Raw genomic sequence first — 20,773 nt, 5'->3', positions numbered from 1 at the left:
CAAAATGGAATCAATTCTGGATTTAGGGAAAATCACAATAGGAGACAGTATAGAAAGGCGCGTAAGTTGTGTAAATTTAGAGGATAAGGCAATTAATATTGATTATATAAAGACTCCATGTGGATGTTTGATTGCTTATTCTAAAAAGCAAATGATAGAACCAAATGATTCAACGATGATAGTAATAGTATACAAGCCTATGGATACAGGTTATACAGAACAAAATTTGTTTATTTATTTGGTTGATTATGAATCTCCGTTTCATCTGTTGATTAAAAGTCGGGTATATGATTAAATGGTAGTTGTTTTAAGAAAAGTGTCGTCACATTGTTATAAAGAATCATTAAACCTGCTGCCAAATCGATTATATCCTTATTATTTATTGGCTAAATTATATGGGAACCTTATTTATTTGATAAATTTAAAGCTGAGCAAATGGCTCAAATAGTGTTAACTAAAGTACTCAAGATACATTCAGTTGCTATTGATGAAATGAGGGAAGAGATGAGAGTTTTCCTTAGAGAACTATTATATTGTAATTAACTAAAAAAAACAATTAAAATGAAAATTGTCGCTTTAGCGATTGTATTGTGTGTGGTAGCTGTTTTAAATGTAAAGATTATGTTGAAAACAACCCGATCTCATGATTTGACTTTGGTTAATATTGAAGCTATTAGTGGTGAACACGAAGAAGGTGGTAACTTTTGGAATTGTTTAACGATGACAACCTATGTAGAGGTGCAAATGGTTAATGGAGAGTGTATGGGATGTGGTAAAAATCATAAAGTGTCAGAATGGCATACTCGAGAATGTAATAAAGGATTGTTTTCTAATTGTTATCCTGGGTATTATGTTTATTATTTTGATTGCGAAGGAAAGCAGTGTGGGTTTACTGATAGAACGGATATTTCAGGTTGTTCTTTCTTTTAAAAATGGGACGAGTATTTATATTTTTTATAGTGCTACAAATGATTGTTGTGGCCTGTAAGGGAAGTAAAGAAAAAAACGCATCGTTAGTATTGTCAGATGTTTCTCTGAATGACAGTTCATTCATTCTAGATCTTGATACAGCCGAATGTCGAAAGTTGATAAGAATGTCGGAAGTGTTTGATAAATCGAATCTTATTCCTTTGGAAACGAATAAAGAATCTTTGATAGGTAGAATTAATCAATTGTTGGTAAAGAGTGATACCCTTTTTATTCTGGATGCTGTTGTGACCAAGAAGTTACAAATGTTTCATCGGACAGGAAAATATATTGGTATGGTTGGGGCAATTGGGAATGGTCCCGGCGAATATGTATCGCCAACAGATTTTGGTATTGATGGAAATTTGTTGTATGTATTTGATTTTGACAGTCAAAGAATAAATTACTATTTTTTACCTACTATGGAGTTCAGTCATTCGCTTAGATTGAATGGATCTACAATAAGCCGCTATATTGCAATTTTGGATGGAAAAATTTATACTGATGCTTATGGTAGAAAGAATCAAAATACCTATTTACTTCAAGAAATAGATTCATTGACAGGAAAAATATGTAATAAATGGATGTCTGTTAACAAGTATAATAGTGGTTATTTAGATCTTATTTTTTCTGGTGAGGGGTTGTTTTATAAGTCATATAATAAAGAAATTAGATACCGCCAAATGTTTATGAATAGTATTATGCAAATAAAAAGTGGGGAAATCTCTTGTTACATGAATATAAAGTCGAATTCTTTTGTGACCAAAGAACTATTAACATCTTTACGTAATCAAAAAGATTGGAATCCTTCAAATTCTTTGATGTCTTTAGAGGTGATAAGGAATGTACATCACTATGTCGAATGGGGAGATTATGTTCAATTTTCTTTTGATATAAAAAATTTTGTTCATACTATATTTTATAATAAAAAAACAAAACATTTTTCCCTGACTGAGAGAATGTATGATGATTTGACATTTACAGAAGAACAGCATGGTATGGGCGTTTGTCCTATTCCTCTTTGGGGTGATGCCGATGGGCAGTATTCTTATATTTCTCCTCGGGATATGGAGAGGCTTATCGAATTATTGAAAGAAGGTAAAATAAATAAGAGTGTAAAAGAGATCGGAGCACTACAAAACTTGTTTATAGATGCTAATCCCATATTGATTTATTATGAAAAAAAATAAGATTCTATATTTGATTTTATTGATAGTTAGTTTTATTTATTTGTCATATGGATGCACATGGAAAAAGGGTAAATGTACGGAAAATGGCATAATAAAACAGAATCTTCAGGATAGTATCATCATTTTGGAAAAAATATTTTGGCAGCAAATTATGCTCTCTTATGAAGGAAAAATGTTAGATAATATTGAAGGTTTATTAACTTCAAATACTGATGTTGTAAACTCTAGACCGCTATTAATATATCGATTTTCCCCCAATATGTGCAATTCTTGCATACAGGAAGATCTATTATTATTATTAAAGTATATAAGAAAAATTGGTCGTGATAAGATCTTAATATTACCAGCTTTTGAGGATACTAGAGATGATCGGATTAGGATGCAAAGTGTTTTAGCTGATTTTAATTACATTAATGTATCAAAAGAGATTATACCCTTTCCTGTGGACAAGGATAGTGTATCATGGAGATATATGGCTATATTTGATGCTAATAATCAAGTAAGACATGTTTTTTTTCCATGTTCGGATTATTCTAAAATGACAGAATCATATATTGAAAAATTATTAATTGGTTCTATAGAACAGGTTAATCAATTGAAATAATATCTTTTAAGAGTTGTGTATAATGATGATATATAATTAATAATGATTGAATTATTTATGTATTATTACCTTGTACACAACTCGTTTTTTCTGCATATATAACTGAAAACAGTATATAGTCGTATGAGTGAATCCTTAAAACAAAAGTTTAAAGGAGCGGGATATGTATTGTTCTGCTTGTTTGTATTATTTCAATTCTATATATTTCTGAGAATGTATTGGATTGCTTCTTGTGTAATTCCCACATATTCTATGTCTCCTACTTTGTTCAGAGGAGATTATATTTGCGTCTCATTACAAATACCTGGTCGTAGGGTGTTTATGACTGATTCTCTACATGAAGATCGTCTTATTGTTCATCGAAAAAAAGGAATACGCTCTATAAAACGGAATGATGTTGTTGTGTTTAACTTCCCATATTCGGAAAGTAAAAGGCGCATGAAACTTAGTATGAAAACTTTCTATTGCAAACGGTGTGTCGCAATACCTGGAACTACATATTGTTGGCAGTGGAACAATAGAGAACACAGTATATATCTTCCCCAAAAAGGAGATGTCATGGCGATTGATTCTATTAATTATAAACAGTATCATAAATGTATAGAGTATGAAACAGGACAAAATTTAAAATTAGAGGGTGGGAGTGTATATTTGAATGATTCAATAGTAAATGAATATCGTTTCCTACACGATTATTACTTTATGCAAGGAGATCATACCTCTGATTCATATGATTCTCGTTTTTGGGGATTATTGCCTGATGATTTTATTTTGGGAGTTGGACAATTCATTTGGTTCTCGAAAGATGTAAAAACTAATAAGATACGTTGGGAAAGGATTTTCAAGAAATTGTAATTGAAGAGAAAAATACAATTGAACTTATAAAATATGATTATGAATATAAAAAAAATACGTGTTTTTTCTTTCGATTATTTTTCTTGTAGGCTGTGGAAAAAAAATAAAATATAGTAATGAGAGTAATCTGACAGTTCTGCAAATAGATTGGGATAATATCGTAGATAGATTTGATTATTCGTCAATGGTGGAGGATAGCATTTTAATGATACCTTTAGAAGTCCGGGATGATTGCATAATAGGAGAGGTGACTAAGTTACTTTATCAGAATAACCTGATTTATATTGCTGATAATATCAGTAAAAGTATTTTTGTTTTTGACTTATCAGGAAAATTAGTAACCAAAGTTCATTCTTTGGGTAATGGTCCGGGAGAATATACCAATATTACAAGTTTTACTGTACATAATACTGATATAATTATATTTGATCATACGATAAATCGTCTTTTCTTTTATAACGTTTCCGGTGAATTTGTACGTGATAAAGATGTATCGGCAATTTGGGGTTCAGATATGTTTGAGTTGGATAATAAGCTCTATTTGGTAAATGACGGTGGCTACTCTAAAAATGGTTATTATCATCTCTTTTCGATTGATCTGGAAGATGCGGATAAATATGAAATGTATTTACCTTTTGAAAAACGTCAAAATAATCAAGGATGGATTGTTGATTCTTATCATGCTAAATTGAAAAATGAAGCTATTATTTACTTCTGGCCCTATGATATTATTTATACTGTTACGAATAGAGAAATCTATCCATCTTTTCGGATTGATTTTGGTAAAAAAGATATTCCTAAAGAAGTACTTTATCGAGATGGAAGAAAGGCTTTACAGACTACGATTAATGAGAATTATGTGACACTTGCAAGGGTACATCAGTCTCAATCATATCTTTTTTTATTACATGGTGATTCTCATAATGATTATACGACTATTTATGATAAAAAAAGAGGTAGTATGCAAACTGTCAAAAGGATGGTTAATAATAAGTTAGGAGGTCTGTTTCTGCAAGCTTCAAATGATAGTTATGTAGTACAAGATGAAAAAATTATTCAATGTTATCCAGCTGACTATATAGAATACTTTAGTGAAGAATATCTTGATAGTGCTGATTTTTATTCGGAAGACCTACGTCAACGTTTTAAAGATTGGTCTCATTGGAAAGTAGAAGAAAAGAATCCCATAGTTTTTATTCAAAAATTGAAGTAGTGAAAACTAAGATAATTAGTCTGTTTATAATTATTAATGTGAAATCGTCTTGAATTGTGCAAATCTTCTTGTATGCTTTTACCTTATTATGCAATTTTTATATTCGACTTTATACATTGTTCTTTATGAAGAAATTTATCTATAATATTTCCATCTATAGTATTTACCGTAATAATATGGCACTATTGTATGTGTCCATTCTTGCCCAATGTGTATTTTTCAATCATATAGCACATACAGATACGTATTTGGCAAGGATCAGTATATACATATTCATTACCTTCTGCTATTTTTGTAGTAGTGTGATTTCTCAATTAATAAAGAAGGATACGAGAAACTAACTAAGCACGAATAAAGCTCTATTGTTTATATTAATAAAAGAATCGTTTACTTATGAGATGGGATATAGGAAAAATTTGGGTTATCTGTTGTTTCGTTTTGGCAGCATGTCATGGCTCTAAACAGCAAAACATAGAGGTACTAAGGTGTTCCAATTGTTCTGGTGAGGCATTGGAAACTCCTCCTTCTTATAAAGTGACGGATATAATCAAGTTAGAAACAAATATAGAGAGTTTCATTACAAATATTAAGCAAATGGAAATGAATGACTCGCTTATATTTATTTTAAATGGATCTGAAAACTTATATGTTTTTGACCGTAATGGTAATTTTAAAAATCAAATAGGAAAAAAGGGGGAAGCTCCAAATGAATATTTGGTGCTTAATACTTTTTATATCAATGCAGTTGAGCAAATGGTAGTTCTAATAGATAGCTACAAGAATGTATTGCTCAATTATTCTTTTGATGGTAAGTATATTTCAACTATCTCTATGTCTCCGAATACTTTGTTGAATTGTAATAATACATTGTTGATGGATGATAATACGTTGATGTTATTCAATATGATGGGGATAAAAGAGAGTATAGCATATTCATTAATTGATATGAATAAGAAAGAGCTTATTGGAAAATATTTTTCATACGCACCTATCATGACAAATAATTATATTTATAGCTTTTCAAGACACCCTATTGCTGCAACAGAAAATGGGGCTAATATCATTCTTCCATTGTGTGATACCATCTATAATTATTCTGCATCTTCGCGCACTTTTGAGCCTAAGTATATTGTAGAAACACCTCGGAAAATGGCTTCTAAATATCAAATCAGAAATGACAAAAAACAAACTTATAGCGCAGAACTTTATGATTTGTGGGAGGAAGGTTACTTTACTGGTTTTAATGGTATTTATGAAACAAAAGAGAAAATAATCCTGACTTTTTTGAATGGAATTATTATGGGGTATTTTGTATTTGATAAATTGGATCGGAAAGGAGACTATTATATATATGAGTATGATGATGCGTCTGGAGAAATTCCTTTTTATCCTGTTATTTACACTTATGACAATAAATTTATAGCTTTTGTTGGAGCTGAAAAGCTTCTTGAGTATAAAGGCAGTATTAAAAATGGAATCTTTCAGGATGCTATCAAAGATTTGAAGGAGGATGATAATCCTTGTTTACTTATTTATGAACTGGAGTAGCTGTTTATAAATGAAGTGTAGTAATAGCTAAGACGAAATATAAATGGGATATTTTACTCCTAACAAATAATTTCTAAAATCCACATATAAATGAAATATATTTTAATCTATTTAAGTCTCTTTTTTTTATTTGTTTGTTGCCAAATGAAATCGGAGGTTGTTTTGACAGATAAAAGGATTCCAATTCCGTTATCTTCAAATTCGTTAGCTCTCCTGTCTCCTGACTCTGTTTTTGATAGTGTCACTTATATTCCATTGGAAACAACAGAAGATAATTTGATAACCAATATTGATAAGGTTATAGCTACCGATTCTCTGATATATATTTTAGATAAGAAACAAAAAGAGATTTTTGTTTTTAATGTTCAAGGTAAATATATAAAGAAACTGGATAGGCAAGGAGCGGGTGGGAAAGGCTATTACTTAAATGTTTTTGATTTTCGGATAGAAAATGATCTTATTTATCTATTATGTACATCTAATAAATCAATTATGATTTATAATTTGAATTTTGAATATTTGAATGAAATAGAGTTAAATGGTTCTTTTACTTGTTTTGAATTCTTTGAAGATTATATTTATCTATATGGTGATTATACTCAAGAGAGTCTCAACAACATATTTGTTTTGAAACGAAATAATGACTTGTATGCTCAATATTCTCCATTTCCTAAACAACAATTGGGGGTGGGATATAATGGTTATTACTTAGCTCAAGATTCTCTTGATTGCTATGCTTATTATCCTTATCAATATAATATCTATAAACTGTATCCTGATAGAGAAGAGGTCATATTACAGTTGAATTTTGATAGCGATAAGATATATCCTCTTGAATTACAGACTGCTTCTTCCTTTGATAGAGATAAATATCGGATGAGTATATCACCGGAAGAATGGCCTATAGAGATCCATGGGAACTTAGTCTGTACATCTAAGTACTATATTATTCCGTTTGTATATAAAACATTAGTTCATAGTATATTTTATAATAAAGAAAATGGGAATGTGAAAACTGGGATTATATTTCCATCAAAAAAATATCCTTTTGCTAATCAAAATATTCTACCTTATCAAAAGAATTTTATTATCCAAACAATATCGACAGAAGCTATTGACGCTTTGAGGACAGTAGGAAAACAAGATTTAATACCTGAAATTCTTCAAAATTGTTCTCTTGATGATAATCCTATTTTAGCCATATATAAATTGAAATATTAGTATGAATGAAATTCAAGAAATACACATGGTTTGTATCATAAATTATTTATTTAGAGAAAATCACTTGAAAATATTTTTGAAATAAAATAATATAACTATATTTATCGGATAACAACGATAAAACTACATTGACACAATGAAAAAACACTACCCTATCTATGCCTTTTGTATGGCATTGGTCACCTTGGCTGCTTGTTCCGGTGATAAGAAAATAGAGAAAAACACTGCTGAAAAAGGAGTGGAGATGGTATTACCTGACATGAAAAATGAGGTGTCGGTGATGACGCTAAAGAAGCAGGATTTTCATCACGAATTGGTCAGTAATGGAAAGGTGACGGCGAAGGAACAGGCTAACCTGCGTTTTGAAAGCAGTGAGGTCATTGCCCATATCTATGTGAAGAATGGAGATCGGGTGCGGAAAGGGCAGAAGCTGGCCGAACTCGATAAGTTTAAACTGGCTAACAGATTGGCACAATCTGCTGATGCACTTGAAAGGGCACGGTTGGAATTACAGGATGTATTGATAGGACAGGGGTATGCCACGGAAGATTTCAGTAAAGTGCCTGAAGAAGTGATGAAACTGGCAAAGGTAAAGAGTGGATATGATCAGAGTAAAGCACAGTACGAACTGGTAAAAAGAGAAGAGGAACATGCCACACTGACAGCTCCTTTTGACGGGGTAGTGGCGAATCTTTTTGCGAAACCTTATAATATGGCTAATACTTCGGAGATATTTTGTACAATCATAGATACACAAGGGATGGAGGCAGATTTTACTGTGCTCGAAAGTGAATTACCGTTACTCAAAAACGGTGATAGGGTAGTGGTGACTCCTTATGCCGATGCTACCTCAGTGTATGAAGGGAGTGTTTCGGAAATTAATCCCCTGGTAGATGATAAAGGAATGGTGAGAGTACGGGCACGGGTGAACGGAAAAGGAAAACTGTTTAGCGGAATGAATGTACGGATAAGTGTACAGCGTTCTTTGGGGCAATTATTAGTGATCCCCAAGAGCGCTGTGGTACTGCGTTCAGGAAAACAGGTTGTCTTTACATTGGATAAAGGAAAAGCACAGTGGAACTATGTGCAGACCGGATTTGAGAATATAGACAGTTGCGTGGTTGCTAATAAAGCCGATGCCGGAGTTACAGATGGGCTGATGGAAGGAGATACTGTTATTGTTTCGGGTAATGTGAACCTGGCACATGAGGTTCCGGTGCAGTTATTAGACGATTGACAATTGGATTAAACTTTGCTTATCACAGGAAGAGTAACTCCAATCGTAAATAGTAAATTGTCTAATCGTAAATTAAAATGGTATGATAAAATTTTTAATACAACGTCCCATTGCTGTATTGATGGCTTTTACAGCTTTCTTTATTGTGGGTTTGGTGACCTATTTTACATTGCCGGTTTCACTATTGCCGGACATCGCTATACCGGAGATTACTGTGCAGATTTCTGCTGCCAATACTTCGGCCCGTGAATTGGAAAATACCGTAGTGAAACCAATTCGTCAACAGTTGATCCAGGTGTCTAACCTGAAAGATATGGCAAGCGAAACCCGTGACGGAGCAGGAATTATCCGGTTGAGCTTTGATTTTGGAACAAACACCGATCTGGCATTTATCGAGGTGAATGAGAAGATTGATGCTGCCATGAATTATCTGCCTAAAAACACAGAACGTCCTAAGGTGATAAAGGCAAGCGCTACGGACATCCCTGTTTTTTATCTGAATCTGACTTTAAAGAACGATAGTGCTTATGCACCAACGGATCAACAGGCGTTTCTGAATCTGTGTGAGTTTTCCGAATCAGTAATAAAACGCCGTATCGAACAGTTGCCCGAGGTGGCTATGGTAGATGTTACAGGATTGCTGGATCGTCAACTCCGGATAGTGCCTGATATGGATAAAATGGTGCAGATGGGACTCTCTGTTTCGGATATAGAGTCGGCATTGGCGCGCAACAACGTAGAGCCGGGAAGCATGACTGTGCGCGATGGTTATTATGAATATAACATTAAGTTTTCTACATTGTTGCGTACAGCAGAAGATGTGGAGAATATCTATCTCCGCCGAGAGGGCCGGATTATACAGTTGAAAGAGTTTTGCCGGATTGCTGTGACGCCTATCAAAGAGCGAGGTGTTTCTATGTCCAATGGTAAACGTGCCGTGACGTTGGCTATCATTAAACAAGCCGATGAAAATATGGACAACATGAAAGCTGCACTGACCAAGACCATGAACTACTTCAAAAGGGTATATCCGGATATCGACTTCAGCATTACCCGTAACCAGACCGAATTGCTGGATTATACGATCTCCAATCTGCAACAGAATCTCTCGTTGGGATTTGTCTTTATTTGTATCGTAGCAGTACTGTTTTTAGGAGATATAAAGTCGCCTTTTATCATCGGATTGAGTATGGTGGTCTCCATCGTTATCAGTTTCCTTTTTTTCTATCTTTTCAAAATGTCGCTGAACATCATCTCTCTTTCCGGGTTGATTCTGGCATTGGGTATGATGATTGATAGCTCGATTATTGTGACGGAGAATATTTCTCAGTATCGTGAAAGAGGATATACACTTCGCCGGGCGTGTATAGTAGGAACCAGTGAGGTAGTGACTCCGATGCTTAGTTCTTCGCTCACTACTATTGCCGTGTTTGTCCCTTTGATATTCATGAGCGGAATTGCGGGAGCTATCTTCTATGATCAGGCTTTCTCTGTGACAGTGGGATTGATGGTTTCTTATTTCACAGGTATTATGTTATTGCCCGTATTATATATGTTGGTATATCGTACAGGGCTGGTGACCCGGAAATGGTTCTCTATCAAAGTGAATAATCTGATAAAGGAACATACCCTTGACCGGTTTTATGATAAAGGAGTTAATTGGGTGTTCGCTCATAAAACGTTTAGCGTTTTATTCTGTATTGTTTCTCTTCCTCTCTGTGTGTTCTTCTTTTATTTTATTGATAAGGAGCGTATGCCAGAGATTGATCAAAATGAACTTATCTCCCGTATTGAGTGGAATGAGAATATCCATCTGGATGAGAATCAACGGAGGGTAGATGAACTGTTTCGTGAATTGAAAGGAGAAGTATTGGAACAGACTGCTTCTGTAGGTCAACAGGATTTTATTCTGAATCGTGAGCAGGAGCTTTCTTCGTCAGAAACAGAACTTTATTTCAAGACAGAGTCTTCGGATAGGATTATGCCATTGCAACAACGTATTTTCCGGAGAGTGAAACAGCTGTATCCTTTGGCAGTGATCTCATTCTCACCTCCGGAAACGGTGTTTGAGAAGTTGTTTGTAACGGGTGAAGCCGATGTTGTGGCCGAGCTGTATGCCCGTAACAGAGATAGGGCACCCGAAGCTGATACATTGCGAAGCATAGAACAAAGATTACAGCAACAGACCGGTTTTTCTCCCACAGGCATAGCATTTGAGAATCAGCTGAACCTTAGCATTGAAAGAGAGAAGTTACTGTTATACAATATCTCTTATGATGAACTTTATCGGGTATTGAAAACTGCTTTTAAGGAAAATAATGTATCGATGTTACATTCTTACCAGCAGTATCTGCCTATTAATATTGCCAGTGACGAAAAAACAGTGAATACGGTATTACAGGAAACGTTGGTACAGACACAGGATAATAATAGCGATGGTACCCGAAACTATGTTCCACTTCGGGAATTGGTAAAAGTGACTTCTTCAGAAGATTTAAAGAGTATTACAGCCGGCCGGAATGGTGAATATATTCCTTTCAGCTTTTATGATGTGAAAAATGCAGATGCCCTGATGACAGATGTGAAGACAGTGGTCCGTGAAACGGGGGAGTGGGAACTGGGTTTTTCGGGTAGTTTCTTTTCCAATAAAAAGATGCTGGAAGAGTTGGTCGTTATTCTGTTTATCTCTATTCTGCTGATGTACTTCATCCTTGCTGCACAGTTTGAGAGTTTCGTACAGCCTTTGATTGTACTGTTAGAGATACCGATCGATGTGGCTTTTGCCCTGTTGTTGTTATGGATATGTGGCCATACGCTGAATCTGATGTCTGCCATCGGTCTGATAGTAACTTGTGGTATTATCATCAATGACTCTATCTTGAAACTGGATGCCATCAATGAGTTACGCAAAGAAGGAGTGCCTTTGATGGAGGCCATTCACGAAGCCGGCCGGCGAAGGCTGCGCCCCATCATAATGACCTCACTGACTACTATCTTTGCCATGGTGCCTCTGCTTTTTTCTTTCGATATGGGCTCCGAATTGCAGAAACCGCTCTCTATCGCTATGATAGGGGCTATGTTTATCGGCACCTTGGTGAGTCTGTTTATTATTCCGTTGATCTATTGGTTTATTTATAAAGAAAAGAAGATATGAAAAGATATATGATATACTTCTGTTTCTGTCTGTTCTGTTGCGGGCAGATGCAGGCACAGGAACGGATAAAATTGGATTTGCAGCGTACTATAATTCTGGCAAATGATAGTTCACTGGAAGCTTTTCGTACGCAGAACATGTATTTGTCCGGTTATTGGGAATACCGCACCTATAAGGCTAACCGCCTGCCAAGCCTAACTTTAGATATGACTCCTGCGGAGTATTACCGTGATATCACCAAACGGTATGATTCGGAGCAGAATCTGGATGTATACCGTAGCCAGCAGTCTTTTTCAGCTTCGGGAGGTTTGTCTGTGAGACAGAACTTTGACCTTACCGGTGGTACCTTCTACTTAGAGTCTAAATTGGGCTATATGCGTAATTTTGGCGATAACCGTTCTACTCAGTTTACCAGTGTTCCGGTGCGGTTGGGATATTCACAAAGCCTTGTTGGATATAACCCGTTCAAGTGGGAACGGCGTATTGAGCCTTTGAAATATGAGAAGGTGAAGAAAGAGTTTATCTATAACGTGGAGGCTGTGTCGGAGAAGGCTACGGGTTATTTCTTCAGTCTGGCTATGGCGCAGGCGGAATATGATTTGGCGAAAGAGAATGTTGCTTCTTCTGATACCCTTTATCGCATAGGCATGCAGCGTTTGAAGATTGCTTCTATCTCCAAAGCCGACCTGTTGACTTTGAAGCTGGATCTGGTAAATGCCCATAATACCTTACAGAATAAGGCAAGTGCGTTGAAACGTGCCATGTTCTCATTGGCTTCCTTTCTGAACATCGATAAGAATACGGTGATTGAACTGGAGCTTCCGGCCCGTCCACGGGAGATGACCATATCGGTAGACGATGCATTGGCATCTGTACGTAGTAACAATCCTCAATTGCTTGGGTTGAAACAGAATATCCTGGAGGCAGAGAGAAATGTGGACCGGACGAAGAAAGAATCCCGTTTTAATGCGAGTGTGAATGCGAGTATCGGTTTCAATCAGGCTTCCGATAATTTCGGAGATGTGTATCATAATCCCATGCAGCAGGATTTAGTGTCAGTCAGTCTTTCTATTCCGTTGGTGGACTGGGGTGTGCGGAAAGGTAAGTACAATATGGCTCGTAACAGTCTGAATGTAACCAAAATCTCTGCCCGGCAGAGTGAGATAAGTATTGAAGAAGAGCTAATAATGACCGTTGGTGATTTTAATATTCAGCAGAATCTGATCGCGAGTGCTGAAGAAGCGTTGGACTTGTCTATCATGGCTTACAATGAAACCCGTCAACGATTTATTATAGGTAAGGCGGATATCAATAGTCTGACGTTATCCTTGAGTCGTCAGCAGTCCGCACAACAGAATTACATCTCTGCTTTGCAGAACTATTGGTTGAATTACTATAAGATACGTAAATTGACTTTACATGATTTTGCAAGCGGTTTCTCACTGTCCGATAAGTTTGACTTTGCAGGAGGAAAGTTGGTGAGGTAATGAGTTAAACCCACCACAGAGTAGCACAGAGTTTCACAGAGTTTTTTAGACAGAAGAACAGAAGGACAAAAGAACAAAAAATAGAGATAAGAGCTAAAGAAAGTTTATTGGTTTTTACGTTTAAAAAACTCAGTGTAACTCTGTGTCACTCTGTGGTGAATCATATTTTAGTACAATGAATACAATGAATCAAAATACCAAACGAGGAGCTTCTGCTTTTACACTGATTGTTGCCTTTATCTGTGTGGCATTGGTTGGCGTGGCATTAATTCCGTTGTTGCCTGTCAAACTGAATCCTTCGCGGACGTTGCCCGGTTTTTCGGTAGGTTTCAGTATGCCGGGTACTTCTGCCCGTGTGGTAGAGATGGAGGCCACCAGCAAACTGGAGGCGATGCTGGCCCGTATCAAAGGGGTCAAAAGAATCAATTCTACTTCGGGCAATGGCTGGGGAAGTATTGCCATCGAACTGGATAAGCATGCCAATATGGATGCTGTCCGTTTTGAGGTATCTACTATTATTCGGCAAACCTGGCCGGAACTGCCCGACGGAGTGACCTATCCTTATATTCAGATGAGGCTTTCGGAGTCAAAAGCTTCCCGACCTTTTATTTCATTTACTTTGAATGCACCGTCTACTCCTATTTTGATCCAGCAGTATGCAGAGGAACACATCAAGACGAAGTTGGCACAGATTCCCGGTATTTATAAGATTGATATCAGTGGGGCTACTCCGATGGAGTGGCGCCTGGAGTATGATAGCGAGCAATTGAAGCATTTGGGCATCAGTCTGGGCGATATTCAGCAAGCGGTGAGCAATTATTATAAGAAAGAGTTTTTGGGGACGTATGACAGAGAGACGGCTTCCGGAGGAAAAGAATGGATACGATTGGCACTGACCCCTCAGCATAAAGGAGATCAGTTTAACCCTTCCGAAATTCAGGTGAAGGTTGCGGATGGAAGAGTGATTCGTTTGGATGAACTGGTGAAGGTAACCCGGATGGAACAGGAACCTCAAAGTTATTACCGCATCAACGGATTAAACTCCATCTACCTCTCTATAACAGCCGAAGAAAGTGCCAATCAGCTGAAGCTTAGCAAACTGGTAAATGCGGAAATGGAAGAGATTCAGAAAGTACTTCCGGCAGGTTATGAGATTCATACCAGTTATGACGCTACGGAATTTATTCATGAAGAGATGAATAAGATTTACTTGCGTACCGGTCTGACTGTATTGATTTTGCTGGTTTTTGTATTACTTATCACATTGAACCCGCGTTATCTGTTTCTGATAGTAGTCAGCCTGAGTATTAATATGGCAGTAGCGGTGATTTTTTATTATCTCTTCGGGTTGGAAATGCAGCTCTACTCATTGGCAGGTATCACGGTTTCGCTCAATCTGGTTATAGACAATACCATTGTGATGACGGATCACATTCTGCATCGGCGCAATCTGAAAGCATTTATGTCTGTACTGGCTGCTACTCTGACTACGATGGGAGCATTGGTCATTATCTTCTTTCTGGACGAAAAGATACGATTGAATTTACAGGATTTTGCTGCGGTAGTGATCATCAATCTTGCCGTATCTTTGTTTGTAGCCCTATTCTTTGTCCCGTCTATGATAGAGAAGATAGGGTTGAAGAAACGAAAGCGCCGTTCTTTGGTTCCCGTGAGTTCGCGGGACGGAGAAGCACCTGTACAAAGAAGAATGGGTTTCTTTCGTCGGTGTTTATGTGGCTTGCGTCATTTAGCCCATCGCTTCCCGGTTTATTTTACACGGTTTTATGCCTGGCTGATACAGATCCTATGCCGTTGGCGTGTGGTAGTTTGTGTTCTGCTGGTACTGTTGTTCGGACTTCCTGTTTTTCTTCTTCCCGAAAAGATAGATGGAGAAGGGTGGGGAGCAGAGGCTTACAACAAAACTTTGGGAAGTACGACTTATAAAGAGAAAGTGAAACCCATAGTGAATAAGGCACTTGGGGGCAGTCTTCGTCTTTTTATCGAGAAGGTGTACGAAGGGAGTTATTTCACACGTAACGAAGAAGTGGTGCTGAATGCCAATGCAACTCTGCCTAATGGGAGTACCCTGGAACAAATGAATGTACTGATGAAGAAGATGGAGGCCTATCTGAGCCAGTTTGCAGAGATTAAGCAGTTTCAGACTTCTATTTCCAGTGCCCGTCGCGCCAGCATTAGTATCAACTTTAAAAAAGAACATCAGCATAGTGGTTTCCCATATACATTGAAGTCTAATATAATCAGTAAGGCACTGCAATTAGGTGGTGGTAGCTGGAGTGTTTATGGGTTGGAAGACAATGGGTTCAGCAATGATGTTCGTGAAAACGCAGGCTCTTTTCGGGTTAAGATGTACGGATACAATTATGATGAACTTTATTATTGGGCCGAGCAATTGAAGGAGCTCTTTCTGACGCACCGGCGTATCAAGGAGGTTATTATCAATTCAGAGTTCTCCTGGTGGAAAGATGATTATCAGGAGTTCTATTTTGATCTGAACAAAGAACGTATGGCGCAGGAAGACATCTCTGCGAGTACACTGTTTGCATCTATTCGTCCGATATTCGGTAAGAATATGGATGTAGGTTCGGTATTGACGGAGCATGGAGTGGAAAGAATCAAGTTGTCTTCCCGTCAGTCCGACGAATACGACGTTTGGGCCATGCAATATTTCCCTTATGGCTCCGGTGGGAAGCAATATAAACTTTCCGAACTGGCCACGGTGGAGAAAGGGCAGATGCCCCAACAGGTGGCAAAGGAGAATCAGCAATACCGATTGTGCCTGCAATATGAGTACATTGGCTCATACGAACAAGGGAACCGGATTCTGAAAAAGGATTTGGAAGAGTTTAATAAGAAATTACCTATGGGGTACACTGTTTCTGCAGAAGGAGGCAACTGGTCATGGGGAGAGAAAGATTACAAGCAGTACAGTTTATTGCTGATTGTCATCTCTATTATCTTCTTTACTACCAGTATCTTGTTCAACTCACTGAAGCAGCCGTTGGCCATTATCTTTGTGATTCCTGTTTCTTATATCGGTGTGTTTCTAACTTTCTATTGGTTCAGGCTTAATTTTGATCAGGGAGGCTTTGCTTCCTTTGTTCTGTTGTGCGGTATCACTGTGAATGCCAGTATTTATATTCTTAATGAGTATAACTCTATTCGTCGGCGTCTGCCCCGTATTTCTCCGCTACGTGCATATACCAAAGCCTGGAATGCCAAGATTATTCCTATCTTTCTGACAGTCGTTTCTACCATTTTGGGCTTTATCCCTTTCATGGTAGGGGCAGAGAAAGAAGGTTTCTGGTTTCCGCTGGCTGCGGGTACGATTGGTGGGTTGATAATGTCGGTGATAGGGGTGTTTGTTTTCTTGCCGATATTTACGTTGAAAAGGAAAACTATATTACGTAACTAATCTTTTATTCTATGAAACAACCGTTTATGATAGGAATTATATTCGGCAGAGATGAATATTTGTAGCTATTTCAGAAATCTAAAGAGGGTATAAACAGGAGGTACGCAAGCTGAAAATATTATACATTTTGTGTAAATATAATGTTTTGACTATCAGTACTATAGCTATCCATCTTTTTTCTCTACGAGGAACGGGTCGAAACTCTACGGAGATCGGGTCGTTTCTCGTAGAGCATCGGGCCGATCTCCGTAGAGAAACGAGGTGAAGGTTTATAATGTAGACAATCAGTGTAAGATATAAATAAAGATCTCAGGTCTTGTTGTAATGAAAAAAGTAATTAGTTTAAAGCTGAAAAACAAAGGAGTGTCTTACTGTTATGCAAAAGTGTACACTCTTGTGGTGCAATATTGTACATTCTTGTCATACAAAAGTGTACAATGTAGTATGACAAGAATGTATACTTTTGTAATTGCTGATTATCAGATAGATACAAACGTGCCTTCCTTCTTGGATAAATTGTCTTTTAGTAAGAATTGCGTACCAGTCTCTTTTTATTTCTTATTTTGTCAATCTGTTACAATACTATCATTTGCTTTGCTTTGCTTTCAGTTTTTGTATGAATGGCTGGAAGTTCGTAAATCGGGATTTATAAGTGTACTATATTTTTTTGCTCTTCTGTAATGGGAGAAACTGTTCTTTAAATAGGAATGAAATCTCAATATTGTTTGTTGCTAAGAAATAATAAATGTATTTTTGTGCTTTCTGAACACACAAACTGATATGTGATTTTGATGAAGCGTGATAATTTGGTTAAAAGGTTGCTGATAGTTGTGATGGGAGTTTCTCTTATTTGCTTGGGAGTACTTCTTTATAAAAACGGAATTGCTGTACTTAGTCAACGTGTAATAGATGCCTTTAGTAAAGCATTGGAAATAGAATTGGCAAATAAGAATATAGAAAAAGGTGCATTAATAGTGCAAAGCCGAATCGATGTTTCAAAGATTGGGCAAGTACCTCAAACCGTAGGTATCACAAAAGCAACTGGGAGAGAAGAGTATAAAGTATCTGCTGAACAGCATCAAAAAAATGTAGCAAAGGATACTAACACTCGTATGCTTCATTCTTTTGTTTTGGAAAGTAATCCCATTGTTGTAGATTCTCTAAATGCTATTTGGCAACAAATATTAAAAGACTCATATCTTATAGGAAAAACAGCATTACGGATGTCTATTGCGGATGGCAGTGGGCATACGGAAACTTTTATGACTGCTGATTCTATTCGTTTAGCTTCTGCCATTCCTTTATTTACTTGCTATTTAGGCTATGGATGTGAGATCGAAATGGTTGGTTTCTTTGATTATTCTTGCTGGTTTATTTTGGGGCGGTATGTGATTCTTTATGTTTTACTGATACTTGTTATATATATCTTGATTTATTTCTTTGTCGGCTATTTAAGGAAGAGGTTTCATCATTCCTCTATTGTAAAAGAAGTGATTGTGACTCAATTGGTGAGAGATATGCCTAAAGGAACAATACGTATATATCAACTGAAAGATAATTTCATATTTGATGCCGAAAAACGTTTGTTAATTGTAGACGGACAAATAAAAGGTGAGTTACCGTTACAACGCTGCACTCTTTTAGAAATACTGCTAAATGCTGAAGAGTATAAATTGTCAGATGATACTATAATGGAACAATTATGGCCTGATCATTCGGGTACTGCTGTCAGACTCCAACAAGTAGTTAAACGGCTGCGACACGATTTAGCTGCTGTTGATCCGTCTATTCATTTAAAAAGGGTACAGTCCTATAGTTATCAATTATTCATTTGATGTTTTTTATTTTATAAGCCGATGGAATCGGCCTTTTTAGATAAAAAACGTATCATGTCAGCATTGGTCAGTTCGTTTATTTGGCGGATCATCCCTTCGCTTCTATCTTTGTTGCATTAATTTTATGCAATGCTAATATGAAAAAACTAATTCTATTTCTTTTTGTAGGAATTCTTGTAATTATCACTTATTGGTATCGTCCGGCTAAGGTAGAACTAAACAATTTATTTTTGGAAAATGTAGAAGCTTTAGCTGCCGGTGAGGAAATAACTACTGTACATTGCTTAGGTTCAGGTTCGGTTAATTGTCCTATTGATAATTCTAAAGTAGAGGTGGTTTATGACGGCTATAGCCTTGAGGACATCTATTAGATTTCTTCTTTCTCTTTTTTTATTCTTTTCATGTGCCACTAAGGAGCAGAAGGACATTTCTTCTTATGCTGATTTTCCACAAGAAAAAGAATTGAAAGGGAATACTGTAGAGTTGGATACCGCCCTTTTCCGTTATCCGTTTCGGATACGGATAGAGGGTGATAAAGCCATCGTAATGGATCTGCATGGAGCCGATCATTATTATCATATATTCCAATATCCGGGATTCAAGTATTTGAATTCTTTCGGTAGACGTGGTGATTCTCCCGAAGAAATGCTTTCGGCAGAGAATGTGCGTTGTATCAATGATGTGATATGGACTTTAGATGCCAATCACAGTGAATTAGGTAGGTTTGTTTTCTCTTCGTCTGGTGATTCGTTACTTCGGGATGAAGTGGTATCGTTGGACAAGAGTTTGCTTCGCGTACTCGATTTTGTTCAGTACGATGATTCTACCTTTATTATTCCTGATTATTCGGGCGATCATCGTTTCTGTTGGGTGAATCGTGAAGGGTTACTCATGCAGAAGTGGGGTGCAATTCCTACACTGAATGAAGAGGCTTTGTCCAATGCCCGTCCTGCATTAGCTCAGGCATGGCGTAGTTTTATTGATTATAATCCTCGTAATGGGGTTTTGGCTGCGGTTACTCAGTTGGGCGAAGTTCTTGAAATCTATAATCTAAAAGATAGTACACATGTAGTCCTCATAGGACCTCATGGCGAGCCCGAATTTAAAATATCCAATAGCTATGCTATTCCTTCAGGTATTATGGGCTTTAGTGATGTACAAGTGACGGACCGTGCTATTTATGCTGTCTTTCATGGACGTTCTTTTAAAGAGATTGCTCAACAAAAGGAGCATATTGATGGTGGAAAGTATATTTATGTATTTAGTTTGCAGGGCGAACCATTATGCAAGTATGTGCTCGACCATTATATATATGGCATTTGGGTGGATGAGACAACTAAAACAATAATAGCGACAGATGTGAATAGAGATCAGCCAATTATGAAATTTAAAATCGTATGAGGTTTTTTATTGCTTGATTTTAGCATATAACAATATTTAGCTTTATGGTGTTGCATAAGGATTTATATCTATTGGTAATACGTAATAGGGAAAATAATACTGTTAAAAGGAATGAGTGATATTGCATTTTTATGAGTTTGTATTATCACTTTTTCTACAAACAATTAAAATTATAGGAGGATCTCTTTATAGGCATAGGAATAAAAGTTTAATATAGCAAATACTGCTATTCTGTTGAAAGGATAGATACAGAGAAAATAAAAAATATTTATTAATATAAAATATCGATATGAAAAAGAAATTATTAGGAGTGATAACTATAGCTGTAGTTGCAATGTTTGCGGGTTATAATGTTTATATGTCAGAAAGTGATACGAATATGTCTGATTTAGTTCTTAGTAATGTAGAAGCTTTAGCTAACAGCCGTGAGACAACACCTTATGATTGTTATATGTCACATTGTTGTTACGATCCTTCTTCTGATTGTTTTGGAAGTTCAGATAGGTGGTATTATTGTCCAGACATGAGAGGTTATTGATGTAAAATTATACTATGATTGTATTGGAAAATAAATTATTATTAGTGCTTATATGGGACTTTGATAGTATTTCTTTATACAATCATAGTTT

General features: G+C 36.6%; 16 protein-coding genes. All 16 read left to right on the top strand.

Annotated features, from left to right (window positions below; translation table 11 throughout):
* Nucleotides 1–4: 4 nt before the first annotated feature.
* The 16 genes from VCM39_RS14250 to VCM39_RS14175 all read left to right on the top strand — a co-directional run bounded on the left by VCM39_RS14250 (nt 5) and on the right by VCM39_RS14175 (nt 20,682).
* Nucleotides 5–295: a DUF1573 domain-containing protein gene (locus VCM39_RS14250; protein WP_322934149.1), complete on the top strand. Its 291-nt coding sequence runs from the start codon at nt 5–7 to the stop codon at nt 293–295.
* 266 nt (nt 296–561) lie between these two features.
* On the top strand, nt 562–930 hold the full coding sequence (locus VCM39_RS14245; protein ID WP_322934148.1) for a hypothetical protein: 369 nt from the start codon (nt 562–564) through the stop codon (nt 928–930).
* 2 nt (nt 931–932) lie between these two features.
* Nucleotides 933–2,156 carry a 6-bladed beta-propeller gene (locus tag VCM39_RS14240; protein ID WP_320970728.1) on the top strand — a complete coding sequence of 408 codons (1,224 nt, stop codon included), beginning with the start codon at nt 933–935 and terminating at the stop codon, nt 2,154–2,156.
* Nucleotides 2,143–2,760 carry a hypothetical protein gene (locus VCM39_RS14235; protein WP_322934147.1) on the top strand — a complete coding sequence of 206 codons (618 nt, stop codon included), beginning with the start codon at nt 2,143–2,145 and terminating at the stop codon, nt 2,758–2,760. The genes VCM39_RS14240 and VCM39_RS14235 overlap by 14 nt, the downstream gene beginning before the upstream one ends.
* Before the next feature lie 123 nt (nt 2,761–2,883).
* Nucleotides 2,884–3,615 carry a signal peptidase I gene (lepB, locus tag VCM39_RS14230; protein ID WP_322934146.1) on the top strand — a complete coding sequence of 244 codons (732 nt, stop codon included), beginning with the start codon at nt 2,884–2,886 and terminating at the stop codon, nt 3,613–3,615.
* 58 nt (nt 3,616–3,673) lie between these two features.
* A complete protein-coding gene (locus VCM39_RS14225; protein ID WP_322934145.1) occupies nt 3,674–4,828 on the top strand; it encodes a 6-bladed beta-propeller in 1,155 nt (384 codons plus the stop codon).
* Nucleotides 4,829–5,221: 393 nt separating this feature from the next.
* The gene (locus tag VCM39_RS14220; RefSeq protein WP_322934144.1) at nt 5,222–6,376 is read left to right on the top strand and encodes a 6-bladed beta-propeller; all 1,155 of its coding nucleotides are present in this window, start codon (nt 5,222–5,224) and stop codon (nt 6,374–6,376) included.
* 90 nt (nt 6,377–6,466) lie between these two features.
* Entirely contained in the window at nt 6,467–7,597 is a 1,131-nt protein-coding gene (locus tag VCM39_RS14215) for a 6-bladed beta-propeller (RefSeq protein ID WP_322934143.1), read from the top strand.
* 136 nt (nt 7,598–7,733) lie between these two features.
* On the top strand, nt 7,734–8,834 hold the full coding sequence (locus VCM39_RS14210) for an efflux RND transporter periplasmic adaptor subunit (RefSeq protein ID WP_322934142.1): 1,101 nt from the start codon (nt 7,734–7,736) through the stop codon (nt 8,832–8,834).
* An 82-nt stretch (nt 8,835–8,916) separates the two neighbouring features.
* Entirely contained in the window at nt 8,917–11,988 is a 3,072-nt protein-coding gene (locus VCM39_RS14205) for an efflux RND transporter permease subunit (protein WP_322934141.1), read from the top strand.
* A gap of 47 nt (nt 11,989–12,035) precedes the next feature.
* Entirely contained in the window at nt 12,036–13,475 is a 1,440-nt protein-coding gene (locus VCM39_RS14200) for a TolC family protein (RefSeq protein ID WP_413544842.1), read from the top strand.
* 184 nt (nt 13,476–13,659) lie between these two features.
* Entirely contained in the window at nt 13,660–16,908 is a 3,249-nt protein-coding gene (locus VCM39_RS14195; RefSeq protein WP_323674053.1) for an efflux RND transporter permease subunit, read from the top strand.
* 791 nt (nt 16,909–17,699) lie between these two features.
* Entirely contained in the window at nt 17,700–18,743 is a 1,044-nt protein-coding gene (locus VCM39_RS14190) for a hypothetical protein (protein WP_322934248.1), read from the top strand.
* Between the two features lie 137 nt (nt 18,744–18,880).
* Nucleotides 18,881–19,114, top strand: coding sequence for an NVEALA domain-containing protein (locus VCM39_RS14185; protein WP_322934247.1), 234 nt, complete (start codon nt 18,881–18,883; stop codon nt 19,112–19,114).
* Complete coding sequence (locus VCM39_RS14180) at nt 19,083–20,144, top strand: BF3164 family lipoprotein (protein ID WP_322934246.1); 1,062 nt, start codon at nt 19,083–19,085, stop codon at nt 20,142–20,144. The genes VCM39_RS14185 and VCM39_RS14180 overlap by 32 nt, the downstream gene beginning before the upstream one ends.
* A gap of 289 nt (nt 20,145–20,433) precedes the next feature.
* Complete coding sequence (locus VCM39_RS14175; RefSeq protein WP_322934245.1) at nt 20,434–20,682, top strand: NVEALA domain-containing protein; 249 nt, start codon at nt 20,434–20,436, stop codon at nt 20,680–20,682.
* Nucleotides 20,683–20,773 lie beyond the last annotated feature (91 nt).

The organism is Bacteroides mucinivorans (assembly GCF_034654355.2).
GTDB classification, from domain to species: Bacteria; Bacteroidota; Bacteroidia; order Bacteroidales; family Bacteroidaceae; genus Bacteroides; species Bacteroides nordii.
The sequence above is the reverse complement of the archived record's forward strand: the minus strand, read 5'-3'. Positions and strand labels throughout refer to the sequence as shown.